The organism is Ruegeria sp. HKCCD6604 (assembly GCF_013110635.1).
In the GTDB taxonomy this organism is placed as follows: domain Bacteria; phylum Pseudomonadota; class Alphaproteobacteria; order Rhodobacterales; family Rhodobacteraceae; genus Ruegeria.
In genome coordinates this window covers 24,372-41,433 of the sequence record NZ_WVQW01000011.1, presented here as the reverse complement: position 1 = coordinate 41,433, position 17,062 = coordinate 24,372, and the positions used below count along the sequence as shown (strand labels likewise).

Genomic DNA, 17,062 nt, shown 5'->3' with positions numbered 1-17,062 from the left:
CCATATGTTCATGGTGATGATGGGCACTGTCGTGATTGCCGGGATCGTCGGGTATCTGTCCGAACAGACCGGTTTCACCCATAACGGCTATTTGCAATCCATCATCATCTGTGTGGGCGGGGCGTTCCTGTTCTATTTCGTCCGTATCATGTTCGGTATCAGCTTTGGTCCTCCGGGGCTGGATGCGGTGATTTCCTCTGTTGGTGCCTTGATCATCGTGCCGACCCACTGGAGGAAGTGACATGCCAATCGTCGCCCTGATCATCATCGGTGCAGCGGCAGGGTTTCTGGCCACCCGCCTGATGCGGATCGAGGCGGATATCCCGACGACCATGCTGATCGGTATCGCAGGCGCCCTGATCGGAGGGATGCTGCTGCGGTTTCTTGTAACCGTTATGGGGTGGCTGTCTGGTTTTGTCGGGGCGGTTCTGGGTGCGTTGCTGGTGATTTGGATCTGGCAGACCTACCTGCGCCGTTGACCCCTTGACCCGGCGTCTTTCCTCCGTCCAGATCGCCTTCAACGAAAAAGGGGAATGATGATGCCGCATGATTTGAAGCCGGGTGATGTCGCTCTGATGGGCGTTCCTTTGGATCTGCATTCCTCGTTCCTGCAAGGGCCGGCCTTCGCCCCCGGACGCATCCGCGAGGCGCTGCATTCCGGTGCCGCCAACCTGACCGCCGAAGATGGCACCGATCTGGGTGCAAGCGCCAAATTCAGGGATACCGGCGATCTGGATGTGTTCGAAATGCGCGGGCAGGAACCGATTGACCGGATCGAGGCCGAAGCGGCGAAACGGATCGCAACCGGCGCGCGCCTGTTGTCTCTGGGCGGCGACCATTCGGTGGCCTATCCGCTGATCAAGGCCCATGCGGATCGGTACGAAGGGCTGAGCATCCTGCATATCGACAGCCACCCTGATCTGTACGACACGCAGGATATCGGACCGCTCGGCCATGGCTGCCCCTTTGCCCGGGTGATGGAGACCTGCCCGGTCAAGCGTCTGGTGCAGGTCGGCATCCGCGCCATGAACGCCCATCAGCGCGAACAGGCCGATAAGTTCGGGGTCGAGGTGATCGACATGCGCAACTGGCGCCCCGACTTGCAGATTTCATTCGATGGCCCGGTCTACCTGTCCCTTGATCTGGATGCGCTGGACCCGGCCTTTGCGCCGGGCGTCTCGCACCATGAGCCCGGTGGGCTGAGCACGCGCGAGGTTATCGACCTGATCCACCGGTTCAAAGGTCAGCTGGTTGGGGCGGATATCGTCGAGCTCAACCCGCATCGCGACCCCTATGGCATGACGGCGATGGTGGCCGCGAAATTCGTCAAGGAAATCGGCGCGCGCTTGCTGAACGGCTGACTTACCGTTCGTCGCACACCGTCGCAGACCCAAGTGCCGGAGCACCCTTGGTGGACAAATCGAACCGGTTCGCCTCGGCAGTGGTCATCCAGTGCATACTGTCGGCCGGGGCTGCGAACAGGGTGTACCAGTAAAACTCCTCGTCCACGCCGATATCCTTGAAATAGTCCAGGTATCGGTCATGTTCTGGATCGTCCTCGGGCAAGTCGGTCGCCACCAGACCCGACCCGGCCCAGCTGTGGACACCGACACAGGCCCCCGGTTGCAGCACGCGGCGGTTTCCGGCCAGGAACAGGTCGGTGCCACCGCTGGCCACCAGCCCGTTCGATGGAACAACGGTATCGAACCCGGCCCTGTGCACTTCGCGGGCGAAGATGACATTGGCGTCATCATCAACCGATCCTTCAATGTATTGCAGAACCAGAGTGCGGGCTTCGGGGTTTTGGGCTGTCACTTCCTCAAAGGCAGACAGCGTTGTCTCGTCAATCGTGCCCGAGGCGATGATCTGGTCGCCCTGCGCAACAAAACTGACAGGGGTGTAATACGCGCCGCATGAGGCGAGCAGGGCCAGGCAGGCTGTGATGGATGCAAGTCTATGTGTCACGTTGGCCTCCGGGCTGTGCTTTCAAAAGGGGTAACAGCATGCCGCTTTGGCGTCCACTGTCGGGCTCAGTTGCGCGGCGGACGGTTTTTGTAGACCGGCAATTGCCAGCCAAACATCAACGACCCGGCGCGCAATGCCCAGCACACCAAGGCGCAGAGAGCCAGAGAAAACGCAGGCTCTGCCCCCAATCTGGCAGCCAGAACTGCCGTTAGGGCACCTGTAAAGGCGCAGGACACATAAAGCTCGCCTTGTTTCAGCACCAGCGGCACTTCGTTGCAGACCACATCGCGCATCAACCCGCCCAGGCATCCGGTCGTCACACCCATCAAAACGACAATGACCCCGGACTGATCCAGCGACAACGCCGCGCCGGTTCCGGCCGCGACAGCCACTGACAGTGCAAAACTGTCCAGCCAGACCAGCCAGTTATAGCGGCTTTCCACCAGATGTGCGGTAAAGAACACCAGGACCGATGCCGCGACTGCGATCAGGATGTAATCCGGCTGCCCGACCCAAAAGATCGGGTGACGGTCCAGCAAAAGGTCTCGTACAGTGCCGCCACCTACGGCCGTCAGGCAGGCCATGAAGGCAAATCCCACCAGATCCAGCTGGGCACGGCTGGCCACCAGTGCCCCTGTCAACGCGAAGATCAGAACCGAGGCATAGTCCAGCAGCGTCAGCGCGGTCACGCCTGTGCCTTCTTCGGTTTGAACGGCGCCATTCCGGCCCGGGCCAGCTCATCAGCTTTTTCATTCTCGGGGTGGCCTGCGTGGCCCTTGACCCATTCCCATGTCACATCATGCCGTTCCTGCGCCTCATCCAGACGCTGCCAAAGATCGACATTTTTGACCGGTTTCTTGTTCGAGGTTTTCCATCCGTTGCGTTTCCAACCGAAAATCCAGCCGGTGACGCCGTTCTTCACATAGGCGCTGTCGGTGACGACGGTTATCTTCGACGGTCGCTCCAGCGCTTCAAGGGCGCTGATGGCGGCCAGCAACTCCATCCGGTTGTTGGTCGTCTCGGCTTCGCCCCCGTTCAGCTCACGCTCTTTCAGAACGCTGTCCCCGTCCATCGCGCGCAACAGCACACCCCAGCCTCCGGGGCCGGGGTTTCCGGAACAGGCACCATCCGTATAGGCAAACAATTCAGGCATGGGCGAACACCAGAATATATCCGTCATACGATCCGGCCAGGCCTTTGCCCATGCCATGGACTGCGCGGTCAATCGTGAACCCTGCCTTGTTCAAGGCGTCCTCGATCTCGGCCTCTGTGTAATAGGAATAAAAACGATCCAGATCATCCCGGTGTTCACCAGTGCCCAGCTTCATCCCCAGAAACAGCTGTCCACCGGGTTTCAGAGCCCTGTGGATCGTATTCAGATGCCGCTGGAAATCAGCGCGCGGCGCGTGCAGCAGGGAAAAGCTGGCGTAAACACCGTCATATTCGGCCGTCTCGGTGACGTCATCGAACGTACCCAGATAAGCATCCACACCGTTTTCCCGCGCATGTTCGACAAAGGCTGGCGTGGCATCCAGCGCGCGAACCTTTAGGCCCTGACGCATCAGGAACCCGCTGTCCGACCCCGGCCCGGACCCCAAATCCAGTACATAGCCGCCTGCGCCGACCGCATCAGCAAAAGCCTGACGGGCCTCAAGCTGCTCGGGCGGCAGAGGGATCTTCAGATATTCGGCCACCTTGTTTGTATAGGCGTTGATCGTGCGTTCATCGGTCACAGGTACACTCCGACTGCAAGACTAGCCAATACGACCGCGGTCAGCAGGATGCGCAACCGCATCCACCAGACCGGTGTCAGGCGCCAGTAGGAAAACAGGGCATCCAGCAACAACAAACCAGCGAACCCATACATCAGATTGGTGCCCGCATTGACCGGCCCGCCGCCTGTCATGGCAAAGGCCCAAAGCGCGGGCAGAACCGACAACAGATAACACAGGGCCGCTTTGCTGCCCGATGTCTTGGTGGCAAAACCCCAGAGAACACCGGACATGAAGCTGAGGATGACCGATCCATAGAACAGTTGCACATAAGGCCCCACGAAACGTGGGCCAAAGGTTTGCGCGCCCCAGGCACTCAGGTCGCTGTTCAGATAGGTCAGGGCGCCCCAGACAAACGGAACCAGTCCCGCCAGCCCCAGATAGAGAGGCGCTTTCGGCACTCCGTTCACGCCGGTTGCCTCAACACGCGGGGGACTTTGAACTCGACGTTTTCAACGGCGGTTTCGACCGGCTCGACGGTGACATCATAATGCGCGCTGAACGCTTCGATCACCTCGTTTACCAGAACCTCCGGGGCCGACGCGCCTGCGGTGACAGCCACGGTCGAGATACCCTCGAGCGCGCGCCAGTCAATCTCGGTGGCGCGCTGGACCAGCTGCGCGTACTGACACCCCGCGCGCGAGGCAACCTCGACAAGGCGGCGCGAGTTCGATGAGTTCGGCGCGCCCACAACCAGCAAGGCATCCGCCTTGGGGGCCACGGCTTTCACCGCTTCCTGCCGGTTGGTGGTGGCATAACAGATATCTTCCTTGTGCGGTCCGACAATGGCCGGGAATCGGGCCTGAAGGGCGGCGATGATATCCTTGGTGTCATCGACCGAAAGGGTGGTTTGGGTGACAAAGGCCAGCTTATCCGGGTCACGCACCTGCACCGTGGCCACGTCGTCCACGGTCTCGACCAGCAGCACATCGCCCTCGGGCAGCTGCCCCATGGTGCCCACGGTTTCGGGATGGCCTTTGTGGCCGATCATGATCATCTGCAACCCCGCGTCCGCGTGGCGCTGCGCCTCGACATGCACCTTGGAAACCAGAGGACAGGTGGCGTCCACATAGATCATCTCGCGCTGGGCAGCCTCGGCGGGAACGGATTTCGGCACCCCGTGGGCGGAAAAGATCACCGGGCGGTCATCGGGGCATTCCTGCAATTCCTCGACGAAAACGGCCCCTTTGGCGCGAAGGCCGTCGACCACGAATTTGTTGTGCACGATCTCGTGGCGCACATAGACCGGTGGGCCCCATTTCTGCAAAGCCATCACAACGATTTTGATGGCACGGTCCACACCGGCGCAGAACCCGCGTGGGGCGGCAAGGTAAAGTGTCAGTGGCGGCTTTTTCATCAGGCTGTCTCCTTGTGGCACAGGTAAGTCTTTTCCCGGCCTTGGTCCAGACAGGACATCGTCATTCATCTGACACGAATCGTTGCTAATCGGGTGATGTTTAAGCACCTGTACCTTGTTAAAGAAGCGCGGCCAGGACCGATGTCCTGACCGCGCGATTTTTCCCCATCATGACAGGCCTATCGTCTTGTCAGCTGTTGCTGGCAACAGCGACGCTGCGATGCTCCGTCGGCATTTCACGCGGCGGGCGACCGATGACATCGCGCAAATCCTCCAGCTCGATGAAATTGTCGGCCTGGCGGCGCAGTTCATCCGAGATCATCGGCGGTTGGCTGCGAATGGTCGACACCACCGATACGCGCACGCCCTGCCGTTGCAGGCTGGCGATCAACGGGCGGAAATCCCCATCACCCGAGAACAGCACGATATGATCGACGCGCGGCGCCAGTTCCATGGCATCGACGGTAAGTTCGATATCCATATTTCCTTTGACTTTCCGACGCCCCATGCTGTCGGTGTATTCCTTGGCCGGTTTCGTGACCATGGTGAAGCCGTTGTAATGCAGCCAGTCAACCAATGGACGGATCGGCGAATACTCGTCGTTTTCCAGCAGCGCTGTATAGTAGAAGGCCCGAAGAAGCTTGCCGCGGCGCATGAATTCCTGCCGCAGAAGTTTGTAGTCAATGTCGAAACCGAGTGCTTTTGCCGCGGCATAAAGATTCGAGCCGTCGATGAACAGCGCTAGCCGTTCGTCTTTATAAAACATAAATATTCCCTTCCGGTATAATCCAGTGCGTGCCGCGTTACGTGAGTGAGTGAGTGATAAAATGACGCGCTCTGGTACGCCTATAATTAGAACTTCTGTCGATTATCGCAAGTATGCAATGGGTCGAATGTAGGGTATCACATGAGCAAATCCATGCCAAATGCCGTTGTTGCGCTGGGCGCAAATCTCGATTTGAGAGGAAATGGTCCCGCTGTAACACTTCAGAACGCGCTTGACGCGTTATCGCGTCACGATGTGGTGATTCGCTCCGTCAGTCGTTTTTTTGCAACGCCGTGCTTTCCCGCCGGGGCCGGCCCGGACTATGTGAATGCCGCGGCGCTGATTGCAACCGAGAGGTCTCCTTCGCAGCTGTTGCAGGTGCTGCACGAGGTGGAGCAGGAATTCGGGCGCGAACGGGTGCAGCGCTGGGGGATGCGGACGCTGGATCTGGATCTGGTCTGTTTCGAAGATCAGGTCCTGCCGGATCGCGCCACGTTTGATCGCTGGCTGACCCTGCCGACCGACGCGCAAAGGCAAGAGGCACCGGATCAGTTGATCTTGCCGCATCCGCGCCTTCAGGATCGCGCCTTTGTCCTCGTGCCGATGGCCGATATCGTGCCCGACTGGCGCCATCCGGTTCTGGGTCGCACGGTCTGCGAGATGATCCAGACCCTTCCCGCGGCAGAGGTTGCGGCGGTCACGGCGTTGTGATCCGTGCAAATGCAGCATTTCCTGCTTGTCAAGGCGCGGATTCGCGCTTAGATAAACCCCTTCCTGACATGGATTCAGAAACGGAGAGCGCCCAATGGCCCGCGTGACGGTTGAAGATTGCGTAGACAAGGTTCCAAACCGGTTCGAGCTGGTGATGCTCGCCGCCCATCGGGCGCGTGAGATTTCCGCCGGTGCAGCGATTACCGTTGACCGCGACAACGACAAAAACCCTGTCGTGTCTCTGCGTGAGATCGCCGACGAAACCCAAAGCGCGGACGAATTGCGCGAGCGCCTGATTGAGGCCAACCAGACCCAGATCGAGGTTGACGAGCCCGAAGAAGATCAGATGGCGCTGCTGATGGGTGCCGAAACGGACAAACCCGCCATGGACGACATGTCGGAAGAGAAGCTCCTGCGCGCTCTGATGGAGGCTCAAGGGCAGGGGTAAGCCCTGAAGACGAAGGTGCGGACCGGATGATTTCAGCTGACGATCTGATTGCGCTGGTCCGCAACTACAATCCCAAGACGAATGCTGACCGCATTGCGCTGGCCTATGAATTTGGCCAGCAGATGCACGAGGGGCAGTTCCGCCATTCCGGCGAGCCCTATTTCACCCATCCCGTTGCCGTTGCCGCCATCCTGACCGAACAGCGTCTGGATGATGCGACTATCATCACGGCGCTGCTTCACGACACGATCGAAGACACCAAGGCCAACTATGGCAAGGTGGCTGAACTTTTCGGGGATGAAGTCGCCAAACTGGTCGACGGCGTCACCAAGCTGACCAATCTGCAACTGTCCAGCCGCGAGACCAAGCAGGCCGAGAACTTCCGCAAGCTGTTCATGGCCATGTCCAAGGACCTGCGCGTGATTCTGGTCAAGCTGGCCGACCGTTTGCACAACATGCGCACGATCAAGGCGATGCGTCCCGAAAAACAGATCGTCAAGGCCCGCGAGACGATGGATATCTACGCACCGCTTGCGGGCCGGATGGGTATGCAGTGGATGCGTGAGGAACTTGAAGACCTGGCTTTCCGTGTCCTCAACCCTGAAGGCCGCCAGTCGATCATCCGCCGCTTTATTACCCTGCAACGCGAGACCGGCGACGTGATCCATCGCATCACCGGCGACATGCGGCACGAGTTGGAAAAGGCCGGGATCGAGGCCGAGGTGTTCGGCCGCGCCAAGAAACCCTATTCGATCTGGCGCAAGATGCAGGAAAAGGATCAGGGCTTCTCGCGCCTGTCAGACATCTATGGGTTCCGCATCATCACCCAGACCGAGGAAGACTGCTATCGAACCCTGGGTGCCATCCACCAGCGCTGGCGCGCGGTGCCGGGGCGCTTCAAGGACTATATCAGCCAGCCCAAATCGAACGGTTACCGCTCGATCCACACCACGGTGTCGGGCCGGGACGGTAAACGGGTCGAGGTCCAGATCCGCACCCGCCAGATGCACGACGTGGCCGAAACCGGGGTCGCGGCGCATTGGTCCTATCGCGACGGTGTGCGCACCGAGAACCCGTTCGCCGTCGACCCGGCCAAATGGATTTCCAATCTGACCGAGCAGTTCGACAACGAGGAAGATCACGAAGACTTCCTCGAGGCCGTCAAGCTCGAGATGTATTCGGACCAGGTGTTCTGTTTCACCCCCAAGGGCGACGTGGTGAAGCTGCCGCGTGGCGCGACGCCGATCGATTTTGCCTATGCCATTCACACCCGGATCGGTCATGCCTGTGTCGGGGCCAAGGTTGATGGTATCCGCGTTCCGCTTTGGACGCGGCTCAAAAATGGTCAGTCCGTGGACATCATCACCGCCGATGGTCAGACGCCGCAGGTCACGTGGCTGGAGATTGCAGTCACCGGCAAGGCCCGTACCGCCATTCGCCGCGCCCTGCGCGAAGTGGATCGGGAACGATTCATCAAGCTGGGCAAAGAACTGGCCCGTTCCGGGTTCGAGCATGTGGGCCGCAAGGCGACCGACAAAGCACTCGATACCGCGGCAAAACACCTGCGCCTGAAAGATCGGCACGAGCTGCTGGCCCGCCTTGGCAGTGCCGAACTGACTGCGCATGAGGTGGTTCAGGCCGTCTATCCCGAACTTGCCAAGGACGACGGCGACGCCATTCCGCTGCGCCGTGCGGTGATTGGCCTAGAGCCGGGGCAGAAGTTCGACCGGGCCCCCTGCTGTCAGCCGCTGCCGGGGGAACGTATCGTCGGTATCACCTATCGGGGCAAGGGCGTGGTCGTGCATGCCATCGATTGCGATCGGCTCAGCGAGTTCGAAGGCGAACCTGACCGGTGGGTCGATCTGCACTGGCATTCGGGCACGCACCCGGCCGTCTATGGCGCGACGCTGGATCTGACCATTGGCAACGATGCCGGGGTTCTGGGCCGTATTTGCACATTGATCGGCGAGAAAAAGGCCAATATCTCGAACCTCGAGTTTGTTGACCGCAAACCGGATTTTTACCGCCTTCTGATCAATGTCGAACTGCGCGACCTTGAACAGCTTCATTCACTCATGCTGATGCTGGAGGCGGAAAGCGATGTTGCTGCGGTCGAACGGTATCGGGATCAGGTCAAAACTTCGGTTGCGGCTGGCTGAGAAGGGGTGATCACGGGTGGTATTCAAGCGCCGAGACCGACGCTCTCCAGTCCAGATCGCATCGGATTTCGTCTATCCGCGTGGCGGATGGACCCGCGCCTTCCATTACGTGAAACACCGCGTCCGGCGCTTGCCGGATACCCCTGACCGGATCGCGCGCGGCATCGGGGCAGGGGTGTTTGCCGCCTTTACGCCGTTTTACGGGTTGCATTTTCTTGTCGCCGCCATCGGTGCCCGGCTGATCAAGGGAAACATTCTGGCCGCGCTCAGCGGCACGTTTTTCGGCAACCCGCTCACTTATGTTCCGATCGGGGTGATCTGCCTTCAGACCGGGCATTTCCTGCTGGGCACCGAATACGAAGAAGGCGACACACAAGGGCTGATGGGCAAATTCGCCAGCGCCATAGGGGATCTCAAGAACAATTTTCTGGCGTTGTTTACGGATCGCGTGGCCGACTGGCACGGGCTGTCGCAGTTCTACGATGACGTCTTCTATCCCTACATGATCGGTGGGATCATTCCGGGCGTCGTTGCGGGGGTGATCTGCTATTACCTCAGCCTGCCGCTGATCCTGACGTATCAGCAGCGCCGCCGCGCCAAGATCAAGGCGAAGTTCGAGGAAATCAAGCGTTTGGCCGAAGATTCGGCTGCCGTTTCCTCGGCAGAGCCTCTAGGCTCGGGCAAGAACATGCAAAAGGAATCGAGTGATGTCTGAGAACCATCTGCGTCTGGGTGTGAACATCGATCACGTGGCCACCGTGCGCAATGCGCGGGGTGGGGATTATCCAGATCCGCTGCGCGCTGCCAAACTGGCGGAAGAAGCGGGGGCGGATGGCATCACCGCGCACCTGCGCGAAGATCGGCGCCATATATCGGACGTCGATATCGACGGGCTGATGGAGGTTCTGTCGGTGCCGCTGAATTTTGAGATGGCCGCAACGCCCGAGATGCAGAAAATCGCCCTGCGCCACAAGCCTCACGCGGTCTGCATCGTGCCCGAAAAGCGCGAAGAGCGCACCACCGAAGGCGGGCTTGAAGTCGCGCGCGAGGAAAACAAGCTGGCGCATTTCATCGCGCCTCTGCGTGAGGCTGGCTGCCGCGTGTCGATCTTCATTGCCGCCGATCAGCGTCAGATCGAAGCTGCGCATCGCATCGGTGCCGAAGTGATCGAGCTGCACACCGGCGCCTATTGCGACGCCCATGCTGAAGGTCGCATGGAAGATGCCGAACGCGAGCTTGAGTCGCTGCGCCAGATGTCCACCTTCGCCCATTCGCTGGGGCTCGAGGTTCATGCGGGCCATGGCCTGACCTATGACACCGTAAAACCGGTTGCCGCCTTCCCAGAAGTCAAAGAGCTGAATATCGGTCATTTCCTGATTGGCGAGGCGATTTTTCTGGGCCTGACCCCGGCCATTCAGGAAATGCGCCGCCTGATGGACGAGGCGCGCGCGTGATCACGCCCGGCTTTGTCGCCATCTGGCTGGCCTGGCTGATGGCTGGCGGCTCTCCGGGGCCTGCCACGATGGGCATTGCAGGAACCGCCATGAACGAAGGCCGCCGCGCCGGTCTGGTCTTTGCGCTGGGCATCTGTGCCGGGTCCGCCGCCTGGGGCATTGCCGCAGCGCTTGGCTTGTCGGCGATCATGCTGGCCAATGTCTGGGTCTTCGAGGTGATCCGCTATATCGGCGTGGCCTATCTGGGTTGGCTGGCCCTCAAGGCCCTGCGCCGCGCGATGACAGCGGATGAGGTCGCTTTGGGCAAACCGGCCACAGGTTCGCTGCCGACGATCTTCGCCAAAGGTGCCGCCATCCACTTGACCAACCCAAAGGCGATCCTCAGCTGGGGCTCGATCTATGCCATCGTCGCGCCCAATGATGCCAGCCTGTCGATGCTGCTGGGCTATTTCGCCATGCTCTATGCCGGATCGCTGATGGTTTTCATCGGCTATGCCTTCCTGTTTTCCTCCGAGCGCATGGTCCGAACCTACCGCCGCGCCCGCCGCTGGTTCGATTTCGCCTTTGCGGGGTTCTTCGGGGTGGCGAGTTACAAGATTTTGACGGTGCGGTTGGGGTGATGAAACTTTGGACACCCGAACAGAAAACCTTGTTGTTTAACCGGGTTGGATACGTGGCGTTGTTCATGATTTTTCTTGTGTCGTCGGGAGGCTCAGGCTTTGCCGAAGAAAAATTGGGCCTGAAAGGTTTTTTTTTCTTTCCGCTCGATGCCTTGGTATTCCCAGTTATTTTGGCGTCGTTGGTCCAAATTCTTCTATGGTCTAAGCGGCTTACTCAAGCGAATCCAAACGCTACGCTATGGTACAACGCCACTTACATGGTTGGTCTGTCATTGTCGGTTTTATGGGCTGCTCAAATCTCAGTATTGGTTTACGGTTTTGGGCATTGGCATAGAATTGACTTCTGGGACCTGATCCTGAGAAACGTCTTTTTACTTTTCTGGGCAGGGGTTGCCACAGCTATTTGTCGTGCTGTGTTGGGGCAAGCTATGCAAACAAAGCAAACGCTTTTTGGCGAAAAAAGAAACTGAGAAAATGATCCTCGGCATCGGCACAGACCTCGCAAACATCGACCGCATCCAGGGCACGCTCGACCGGTTCGGCGACCGCTTCCGCAATCGTGTCTTCACCGACACCGAACAGCGCAAAGCCGAACGCCGCGCCGATACGGCCGGAACCTATGCCAAGCGCTGGGCCGCGAAAGAGGCGTGTTCCAAGGCGCTGGGCACCGGTCTGCGCATGGGCATCGCGTGGAAGGACATGGCCGTCACCAATCTGCGCACCGGCCAACCGGTGATGCACGTGACCGGCTGGGCCGCCGAGCGCCTCAAGGAAATGACCCCCGACGGGCACGAGGCGATCATCCACGTCACCCTGACCGATGATCACCCCTGGGCGCAGGCTTTTGTGGTGATCGAGGCGCGTCCGGTTCAAGATCAGGCCGCGCAGCCTTGACTTGCCCCCATCCCCCCCGCATGTAGCAGCGAAGCCAAGCAAAGAACTGGAGCGAGCAGAATGGCCGAGGACGCCAAAACCGGAAATCCCGTCTGGGAGACGATCAAGACCATCGTCTACGCGCTGCTGATTGCCGGCGTGTTCCGCACCCTCTTCTTTCAACCGTTCTGGATCCCCTCGGGCTCGATGAAGCAGACGCTGCTGATCGGTGATTTCCTCTTCGTCAACAAGATGGCCTATGGCTATTCCTACGCATCCTGCCCCAGCCTGATCATCCCAAGCGTCGGCCTGAACGTGGATGCCGAAGATATCTGTGGCTGGATGCAGGGCGAAGACAATACCCGTATCTGGGGCGGTGATCCCGAACGTGGCGATGTCATCGTCTTTCGCCATCCGGTCACCGGACGTGATTATATCAAGCGCCTGATTGGGTTGCCGGGCGACCGGATCCAGGTCCGCAATGGCCAGATCATTCTCAATGGCACTCCGGTTCCTCAGCAGCCCGACGGCGTGTTTACCGAAATTGCCGAACCGCAAGGCCCGCAGCGCCTGCGGCCCCGCTGTGAAAACGGCCCTGTTGGAATAGGCGGCACCTGTGAAAAGTCGCGCCTGATCGAAACCCTGCCCAACGGTGTGTCCTATGACGTGCTGAACATCGGCAACCAGGCATCGGACAATACCGGCATCTATACCGTGCCCGAGGGCCATTATTTCTTCATGGGTGACAACCGTGACAATTCCAGCGACAGCCGTCTGCCGCAATCTGCCGGTGGTGTCGGATACGTGCCTTACGAAAACCTGATCGGTCGTGCCGACCGGATCATGTTCTCGTCCGCGGGCCGTTCGATGCTGTTCTTCTGGACATGGCGCGGTGATCGGTTCTTCAAGGCGGTCAATTGAAGCCCTCGGCTGAAATAAAGGCGTTCCAGCGGCGATTGGGGTATGAGTTCAAAAACCCCGAACTGCTGGTGCGCGCGCTGACCCATGGCTCGGTGTCTTCGTCCACCCGACCCGACAATCAGCGGCTGGAGTTTCTGGGAGACCGCGTTCTGGGCCTGGTCATGGCCACTGCGCTGCTTGAAGCCGACAAAAAGGCGTCCGAGGGTCAGTTGGCCCCACGGTTCAATGCACTGGTCCGCAAAGAGGCTTGCGCTGATGTAGCCCGTCAGATTGATCTGGGCGCGGTGTTGAAACTCGGCCGGTCCGAGATGCTGTCCGGTGGCCGTCGCAAGCAAGCGCTGCTGGGCGACGCGATGGAGGCCGTGATCGCCGCCATCTATCGGGATGCGGGGTTCGAGGTTGCCCGCGATGTCATCCTGGCGCTTTGGGGGGACCGCATCCACAAGGTTGAGGCAGATGCGCGTGACGCCAAGACCTCTTTGCAGGAATGGGCGCAGGCGCGTGGGCAAAAGCCGCCCTCATACGTCGAGGTTAAACGCAGTGGCCCAGACCACGCCCCGATCTTCACCATTGCGGCCCGCCTTCAGGACGGCACCGAGGCGCAAGCCACTGCAGGATCCAAACGTCAGGCCGAACAGGCCGCGGCGAAAGCTTTGCTGGAACAGCTCAGCCCGGCCGGGTCTTCCTAGGTACATGCGGCTCAGACCAGCCCGGAAATCGGACGCCGCCAGCCTGGCGGCGCTGTCGATCGAAGTCTGGATCAGCACCTACCTGCGCCATGGCGTGAGCGCCTTCTTCGCCGAGTTTGCACTGTCCGAGTTCACCACTGCACGGTTCGAAGCGCTGCTTGAAGAAGGCAAGGACCTTCTGATTGTTTCGGAAAACCGCGATGGCATAGATGGGTACATTCGGTTGGCAGAGGGTCGTCCCGCCCCGATCGACGGGCTGTCCGATCTTGAGATCGTGACCTTTTACGTGCAGCCGCGTCACCACGGAAAGGGCATCGGGTCAGCTTTGTTGCAGGTGGCCATTGACCATTGCCGCAACAAAGGCCGCACCGAAATTTGGCTGACGACCAATTCCGAAAACGCTCCGGCCATCGATTTCTACCTGTCCAAAGGTTTCCGTCAAGTTGGCGTCACGGATTTCCATATCGCGGACCAAGCCTATCCGAACTACGTTCTGGCGTTGAACATGGCACCGCTGGACTAGCGTCAAATCACCCGGATGAACCCGGTCAGCCCGGTTTTCTGGTGTTCGATCACGTGGCAATGAAACGCCCAGTCGCCGGGATTGTCCGCGACCAGCGCGATGTCGACGGTCTCGTCTTTGAACAAAAGCATGGTATCGGACAGCAACGGTGGCAGTTTGCGCAGGTTCGACGTCAGCGGAACGAAGGCCAGCCCGTGCAGGTGGATCGGGTGTAGATTGGGCGATTCATTGCGCAGTCGCAGAACATAGCTCTTGCCCCGTTGCAGAACGGCCAGCGGTCCGGTTCCCTGCGCCGCATCGCCCGGCCAGGGCGTGCGGTTGATCGACCAGAAACTATAGCCCAAAGACCCGCAGAACCCGTCATTCGGGGCGCCGCCTTCCGGGGTCCAGCCGAACACGAACTCATGCAACTCGGCCTGATCAAGATCAGGGCGCGGGACAGGGTTTGCCTGCAATGGGCGCAGCTCTCGCAGATCACGCGCGATGGAGTGTCCCGTGGCCCGCAACCGGACCATGGCGCGGTGTTTCTGCCCGGGAAACTTTGCCATCAGCAGGGCTGATTGCCCTTCGTCGTCCGGCATCCGAACGGCCAAATCCACCCGTTGACCCGGGGCCAGCAAGAGCGGCTGGGCTGCTGTGGGCCGTGTTACGTCTGTTTCTACCGGATGTCCGTCCCATGCGATGATACGGGTCTCGGCCCCTTCGGGATGCAAGTTGTAGATACGGGTCGTGTCCGTGTTGACCACCCGTACGCGCACCAGGCTGCCCGCGGCGTGGTCATATACTGCCTCGCTCTGCCAATTGGCGGTCTGCACGTTGCCGAACGTGCCGGCCCGCGCCGCGCCGCGGGCGGTATAGGCCGGCAGAAACGCGTCGTCTTCGTCCAGCCGGAAATCCCGCAGATTGATCACCTGTTCGCTGTCGAATCCCGGGTCTTCCGGTTCGGCAATCACCATCACACCGGTCAGCCCTCGGGCCATCTGGTCCATCGTCATGCAATGCGGATGATACCAATACGTGCCCGCATCCGGCGGCGTGAGTTCATAGGTAAAGCTCTCGTTCTCGCCGATGGGCATCTGGGTCAGATAGGGCACACCGTCCATTTTGTTGCGGATGCGCAGCCCGTGCCAATGCATCGCAGTATAATCGGGCAGGGTATTGCGCACCGTCAGACGCAATGTTTCGCCCTGGCGCCCGTAAAGAACCGGAGGCGGCGCATCCGGTGACAGGCTGACCATCCCCGTGGTCCGCTGACCGCGCAACCGATAGCTGGCAGGTTGTACCACCAGTTCCTGAACGGGATCGCTGGCCGCCAGAGACAACCCTCCCAAACCCAAAGCACCGGCAGCGGCGCTGCTTCCAAGAAGAAACTCGCGACGTTTCATGAAAACCTCACTGAACGGATTTGATGCCGGGCTGGGATTGGCTGGGCGTCTGCGTCCATCTGACATCGAAACCGCATGGCCGCAATGCGACAAATCCCTCTGGCCCGTCGAAGCTTTCTGCTATAGGGGTGCGCACTTGCAAACAGGATCGCCAGACTCATGACCACACGCGCCGGATTTATCGCCCTGATCGGAGAGCCCAATGCGGGCAAGTCAACCCTGCTGAACCGCATGGTCGGGGCCAAGGTTTCCATCGTGACGCATAAGGTGCAGACCACCCGCGCGCGTATCCGTGGCGTGGCGATGGAGGGCGACGCGCAGCTGGTTTTCGTCGACACGCCCGGCTTGTTCAAACCCCGCCGCCGCCTGGATCGCGCAATGATCGCCGCCGCATGGGGCGGGGCCGCGGATGCCGACATCGTTGTGCTTATGGTCGAGGCGCATCGTGGCATTACTGAAGGCGTCGAGCGCATCCTCGAAGGTCTCGAAGAGATCGGGCAAGGCCGCACGATCGCGTTGGCCATCAACAAGATCGACAAGGTGCCGTCCGAGAAGCTGCTGGCGCTGACCAGTGACCTGAACGCACGCTATCCGTTTGCCGAAACCTTCATGATTTCTGCTGAAAAGGGCCACGGCGTCGAGGACCTGCGCAAGTGGCTGGCCTCTGAACTGCCTGAAGGCCCGTGGTTGTATCCCGAAGACCAGATCGCCGATCTGCCCCTGCGCATGATCGCCGCCGAAATGACGCGCGAGAAGCTGACCCTGCGCCTGCATCAGGAATTGCCCTATCAACTGACCGTTGAGACCGAAAACTGGGAAGAGCGCAAAGACGGCTCTGCCAAGATCGATCAGGTCATCTATGTCATGCGCGACGGCCACAAAGGCATCGTGCTGGGCAAAAAGGGTGAGACGATCAAAGCCGTCAGCCAGGCCGCGCGCGCCGAGCTGGAAGAGTTCCTCGACCGCAGGATCCACCTGTTCCTGCAAGTGAAGGTCCGGCCCAATTGGCTGGAAGAATCCGAGCGGTATTCGGAAATGGGGCTGGATTTCAAAGACGGAAACGCATGACGCGGCTGACGGCGGAATTCTGGGTTCACGCCTATCTGGCGCGGCTGCGATTTCAGGATATCCCGGCCTATGTGGTGGCCCATGGCGATGACACCGCAGGCGCAGTTCTGGTCAAGCTGAACACACTGGACGGGCAGGCCGTTGCCTTCCAACGCAGCTTTGATCTGATGAGTGGCGAACGGAAATGGGTCGAACTCTCGTCCGGCCTTGAAGGTGACGTGGACCAGGCCATCCAGCGCCAACGCAGCTTTGACCCCGACCTCTGGGTGATTGAGGTAGAAGACCGTCAGGGGCGGCACCTGCTGGGCGAAGAAGGGCTTGAGTGACCAGTACTGAAGGGTCTTTGACGCA

At 59.9% G+C, this 17,062-nt stretch carries 24 protein-coding genes; 16 read left to right on the top strand and 8 right to left on the bottom strand.

What is annotated here, in order from left to right:
* Window positions 1–4: 4 nt before the first annotated feature.
* The 3 genes from GS614_RS19340 to speB are packed head-to-tail and all read left to right on the top strand — an operon-like array spanning window position 5 to window position 1,361.
* A complete protein-coding gene (locus GS614_RS19340; protein ID WP_170344822.1) occupies window positions 5–241 on the top strand; it encodes a hypothetical protein in 237 nt (78 codons plus the stop codon).
* A gap of 1 nt (window position 242) precedes the next feature.
* Window positions 243–479, top strand: coding sequence for a GlsB/YeaQ/YmgE family stress response membrane protein (locus tag GS614_RS19335; protein ID WP_171120279.1), 237 nt, complete (start codon window positions 243–245; stop codon window positions 477–479).
* 60 nt (window positions 480–539) lie between these two features.
* The gene (gene speB / locus GS614_RS19330; protein WP_171727101.1) at window positions 540–1,361 is read left to right on the top strand and encodes an agmatinase; all 822 of its coding nucleotides are present in this window, start codon (window positions 540–542) and stop codon (window positions 1,359–1,361) included.
* 1 nt (window position 1,362) lies between these two features.
* Here speB and GS614_RS19325 read toward each other — a convergent pair whose 3' ends face one another.
* From GS614_RS19325 to GS614_RS19295, 7 genes are all read right to left on the bottom strand, one after another.
* The gene (locus tag GS614_RS19325) at window positions 1,363–1,965 is read right to left on the bottom strand and encodes an alpha/beta hydrolase (RefSeq protein ID WP_171727100.1); all 603 of its coding nucleotides are present in this window, start codon (window positions 1,963–1,965) and stop codon (window positions 1,363–1,365) included.
* Between the two features lie 65 nt (window positions 1,966–2,030).
* Window positions 2,031–2,654 (bottom strand): TRIC cation channel family protein, encoded by a 624-nt coding sequence (locus GS614_RS19320; protein ID WP_171727099.1) that lies wholly within the window; start codon window positions 2,652–2,654, stop codon window positions 2,031–2,033.
* Window positions 2,651–3,118 carry a ribonuclease HI gene (gene rnhA / locus GS614_RS19315; RefSeq protein ID WP_152457071.1) on the bottom strand — a complete coding sequence of 156 codons (468 nt, stop codon included), beginning with the start codon at window positions 3,116–3,118 and terminating at the stop codon, window positions 2,651–2,653. Before rnhA ends, GS614_RS19320 begins: the two co-directional genes overlap by 4 nt.
* On the bottom strand, window positions 3,111–3,698 hold the full coding sequence (locus GS614_RS19310) for a methyltransferase domain-containing protein (RefSeq protein WP_171364551.1): 588 nt from the start codon (window positions 3,696–3,698) through the stop codon (window positions 3,111–3,113). The genes rnhA and GS614_RS19310 overlap by 8 nt, the downstream gene beginning before the upstream one ends.
* The gene (locus GS614_RS19305; protein ID WP_171364552.1) at window positions 3,695–4,147 is read right to left on the bottom strand and encodes a DUF3429 family protein; all 453 of its coding nucleotides are present in this window, start codon (window positions 4,145–4,147) and stop codon (window positions 3,695–3,697) included. The genes GS614_RS19310 and GS614_RS19305 overlap by 4 nt, the downstream gene beginning before the upstream one ends.
* Window positions 4,144–5,094 (bottom strand): 4-hydroxy-3-methylbut-2-enyl diphosphate reductase, encoded by a 951-nt coding sequence (gene ispH / locus GS614_RS19300; protein WP_171727098.1) that lies wholly within the window; start codon window positions 5,092–5,094, stop codon window positions 4,144–4,146. Before ispH ends, GS614_RS19305 begins: the two co-directional genes overlap by 4 nt.
* A gap of 190 nt (window positions 5,095–5,284) precedes the next feature.
* The gene (locus tag GS614_RS19295) at window positions 5,285–5,860 is read right to left on the bottom strand and encodes an NYN domain-containing protein (protein WP_117869875.1); all 576 of its coding nucleotides are present in this window, start codon (window positions 5,858–5,860) and stop codon (window positions 5,285–5,287) included.
* A 141-nt stretch (window positions 5,861–6,001) separates the two neighbouring features.
* Here GS614_RS19295 and folK point away from each other — a divergent pair, with 141 nt between their 5' ends.
* The 11 genes from folK to GS614_RS19240 all read left to right on the top strand — a co-directional run bounded on the left by folK (window position 6,002) and on the right by GS614_RS19240 (window position 14,258).
* Window positions 6,002–6,571, top strand: a complete 570-nt coding sequence (gene folK, locus GS614_RS19290; protein ID WP_171120268.1) for a 2-amino-4-hydroxy-6-hydroxymethyldihydropteridine diphosphokinase — start codon at window positions 6,002–6,004, stop codon at window positions 6,569–6,571.
* A gap of 94 nt (window positions 6,572–6,665) precedes the next feature.
* Window positions 6,666–7,019: a DNA-directed RNA polymerase subunit omega gene (rpoZ, locus tag GS614_RS19285; RefSeq protein WP_117869873.1), complete on the top strand. Its 354-nt coding sequence runs from the start codon at window positions 6,666–6,668 to the stop codon at window positions 7,017–7,019.
* A 26-nt stretch (window positions 7,020–7,045) separates the two neighbouring features.
* Entirely contained in the window at window positions 7,046–9,178 is a 2,133-nt protein-coding gene (locus GS614_RS19280; protein ID WP_117869872.1) for a bifunctional (p)ppGpp synthetase/guanosine-3',5'-bis(diphosphate) 3'-pyrophosphohydrolase, read from the top strand.
* A 16-nt stretch (window positions 9,179–9,194) separates the two neighbouring features.
* Complete coding sequence (locus GS614_RS19275; protein WP_171205740.1) at window positions 9,195–9,893, top strand: DUF2062 domain-containing protein; 699 nt, start codon at window positions 9,195–9,197, stop codon at window positions 9,891–9,893.
* Complete coding sequence (locus GS614_RS19270) at window positions 9,886–10,632, top strand: pyridoxine 5'-phosphate synthase (protein ID WP_171120263.1); 747 nt, start codon at window positions 9,886–9,888, stop codon at window positions 10,630–10,632. The genes GS614_RS19275 and GS614_RS19270 overlap by 8 nt, the downstream gene beginning before the upstream one ends.
* On the top strand, window positions 10,629–11,252 hold the full coding sequence (locus tag GS614_RS19265) for a LysE family transporter (RefSeq protein WP_171727097.1): 624 nt from the start codon (window positions 10,629–10,631) through the stop codon (window positions 11,250–11,252). Before GS614_RS19270 ends, GS614_RS19265 begins: the two co-directional genes overlap by 4 nt.
* Window positions 11,252–11,722, top strand: a complete 471-nt coding sequence (locus GS614_RS19260; protein WP_171727096.1) for a hypothetical protein — start codon at window positions 11,252–11,254, stop codon at window positions 11,720–11,722. The genes GS614_RS19265 and GS614_RS19260 overlap by 1 nt, the downstream gene beginning before the upstream one ends.
* 4 nt (window positions 11,723–11,726) lie before the next feature.
* Window positions 11,727–12,146, top strand: coding sequence for a holo-ACP synthase (gene acpS / locus GS614_RS19255; RefSeq protein ID WP_171120258.1), 420 nt, complete (start codon window positions 11,727–11,729; stop codon window positions 12,144–12,146).
* A 60-nt stretch (window positions 12,147–12,206) separates the two neighbouring features.
* The gene (gene lepB / locus GS614_RS19250) at window positions 12,207–13,046 is read left to right on the top strand and encodes a signal peptidase I (RefSeq protein WP_171229134.1); all 840 of its coding nucleotides are present in this window, start codon (window positions 12,207–12,209) and stop codon (window positions 13,044–13,046) included.
* Entirely contained in the window at window positions 13,043–13,735 is a 693-nt protein-coding gene (rnc, locus tag GS614_RS19245) for a ribonuclease III (RefSeq protein WP_171727095.1), read from the top strand. The genes lepB and rnc overlap by 4 nt, the downstream gene beginning before the upstream one ends.
* Window positions 13,736–13,739: 4 nt before the next feature.
* Window positions 13,740–14,258 carry a GNAT family N-acetyltransferase gene (locus GS614_RS19240; protein ID WP_171727094.1) on the top strand — a complete coding sequence of 173 codons (519 nt, stop codon included), beginning with the start codon at window positions 13,740–13,742 and terminating at the stop codon, window positions 14,256–14,258.
* Between the two features lie 2 nt (window positions 14,259–14,260).
* On the opposite strand, the gene GS614_RS19235 is transcribed toward GS614_RS19240, so the two are convergent.
* Window positions 14,261–15,643, bottom strand: coding sequence for a multicopper oxidase family protein (locus GS614_RS19235; RefSeq protein WP_171727093.1), 1,383 nt, complete (start codon window positions 15,641–15,643; stop codon window positions 14,261–14,263).
* A 159-nt stretch (window positions 15,644–15,802) separates the two neighbouring features.
* On the opposite strand from GS614_RS19235, the gene era reads away from it, so the two are divergent.
* Together era and GS614_RS19225 are read left to right on the top strand one after the other, a co-directional pair.
* Window positions 15,803–16,711 carry a GTPase Era gene (gene era, locus GS614_RS19230; RefSeq protein WP_171364561.1) on the top strand — a complete coding sequence of 303 codons (909 nt, stop codon included), beginning with the start codon at window positions 15,803–15,805 and terminating at the stop codon, window positions 16,709–16,711.
* Window positions 16,708–17,037 carry a DUF1491 family protein gene (locus tag GS614_RS19225; protein ID WP_152457087.1) on the top strand — a complete coding sequence of 110 codons (330 nt, stop codon included), beginning with the start codon at window positions 16,708–16,710 and terminating at the stop codon, window positions 17,035–17,037. Before era ends, GS614_RS19225 begins: the two co-directional genes overlap by 4 nt.
* The last annotated feature ends 25 nt before the right edge of the window (window positions 17,038–17,062 follow it).

Excerpts from the sequence above, each read along its gene's own strand:
- GS614_RS19340 (WP_170344822.1), top strand. The coding sequence starts at position 5 with ATGTTCATGGTGATGATGGGCACTGTCGTGATTGCCGGGATCGTCGGG.
- GS614_RS19335 (WP_171120279.1), top strand. The coding sequence starts at position 243 with ATGCCAATCGTCGCCCTGATCATCATCGGTGCAGCGGCAGGGTTTCTG.
- speB (WP_171727101.1), top strand. The coding sequence starts at position 540 with ATGCCGCATGATTTGAAGCCGGGTGATGTCGCTCTGATGGGCGTTCCT.
- rnhA (WP_152457071.1), bottom strand. The coding sequence starts at position 3,118 with ATGCCTGAATTGTTTGCCTATACGGATGGTGCCTGTTCCGGAAACCCC.
- ispH (WP_171727098.1), bottom strand. The coding sequence starts at position 5,094 with ATGAAAAAGCCGCCACTGACACTTTACCTTGCCGCCCCACGCGGGTTC.
- GS614_RS19295 (WP_117869875.1), bottom strand. The coding sequence starts at position 5,860 with ATGTTTTATAAAGACGAACGGCTAGCGCTGTTCATCGACGGCTCGAAT.
- folK (WP_171120268.1), top strand. The coding sequence starts at position 6,002 with ATGAGCAAATCCATGCCAAATGCCGTTGTTGCGCTGGGCGCAAATCTC.
- rpoZ (WP_117869873.1), top strand. The coding sequence starts at position 6,666 with ATGGCCCGCGTGACGGTTGAAGATTGCGTAGACAAGGTTCCAAACCGG.
- GS614_RS19280 (WP_117869872.1), top strand. The coding sequence starts at position 7,046 with ATGATTTCAGCTGACGATCTGATTGCGCTGGTCCGCAACTACAATCCC.
- GS614_RS19270 (WP_171120263.1), top strand. The coding sequence starts at position 9,886 with ATGTCTGAGAACCATCTGCGTCTGGGTGTGAACATCGATCACGTGGCC.
- GS614_RS19260 (WP_171727096.1), top strand. The coding sequence starts at position 11,252 with ATGAAACTTTGGACACCCGAACAGAAAACCTTGTTGTTTAACCGGGTT.
- acpS (WP_171120258.1), top strand. The coding sequence starts at position 11,727 with ATGATCCTCGGCATCGGCACAGACCTCGCAAACATCGACCGCATCCAG.
- lepB (WP_171229134.1), top strand. The coding sequence starts at position 12,207 with ATGGCCGAGGACGCCAAAACCGGAAATCCCGTCTGGGAGACGATCAAG.
- GS614_RS19240 (WP_171727094.1), top strand. The coding sequence starts at position 13,740 with ATGCGGCTCAGACCAGCCCGGAAATCGGACGCCGCCAGCCTGGCGGCG.
- GS614_RS19235 (WP_171727093.1), bottom strand. The coding sequence starts at position 15,643 with ATGAAACGTCGCGAGTTTCTTCTTGGAAGCAGCGCCGCTGCCGGTGCT.
- era (WP_171364561.1), top strand. The coding sequence starts at position 15,803 with ATGACCACACGCGCCGGATTTATCGCCCTGATCGGAGAGCCCAATGCG.
- GS614_RS19225 (WP_152457087.1), top strand. The coding sequence starts at position 16,708 with ATGACGCGGCTGACGGCGGAATTCTGGGTTCACGCCTATCTGGCGCGG.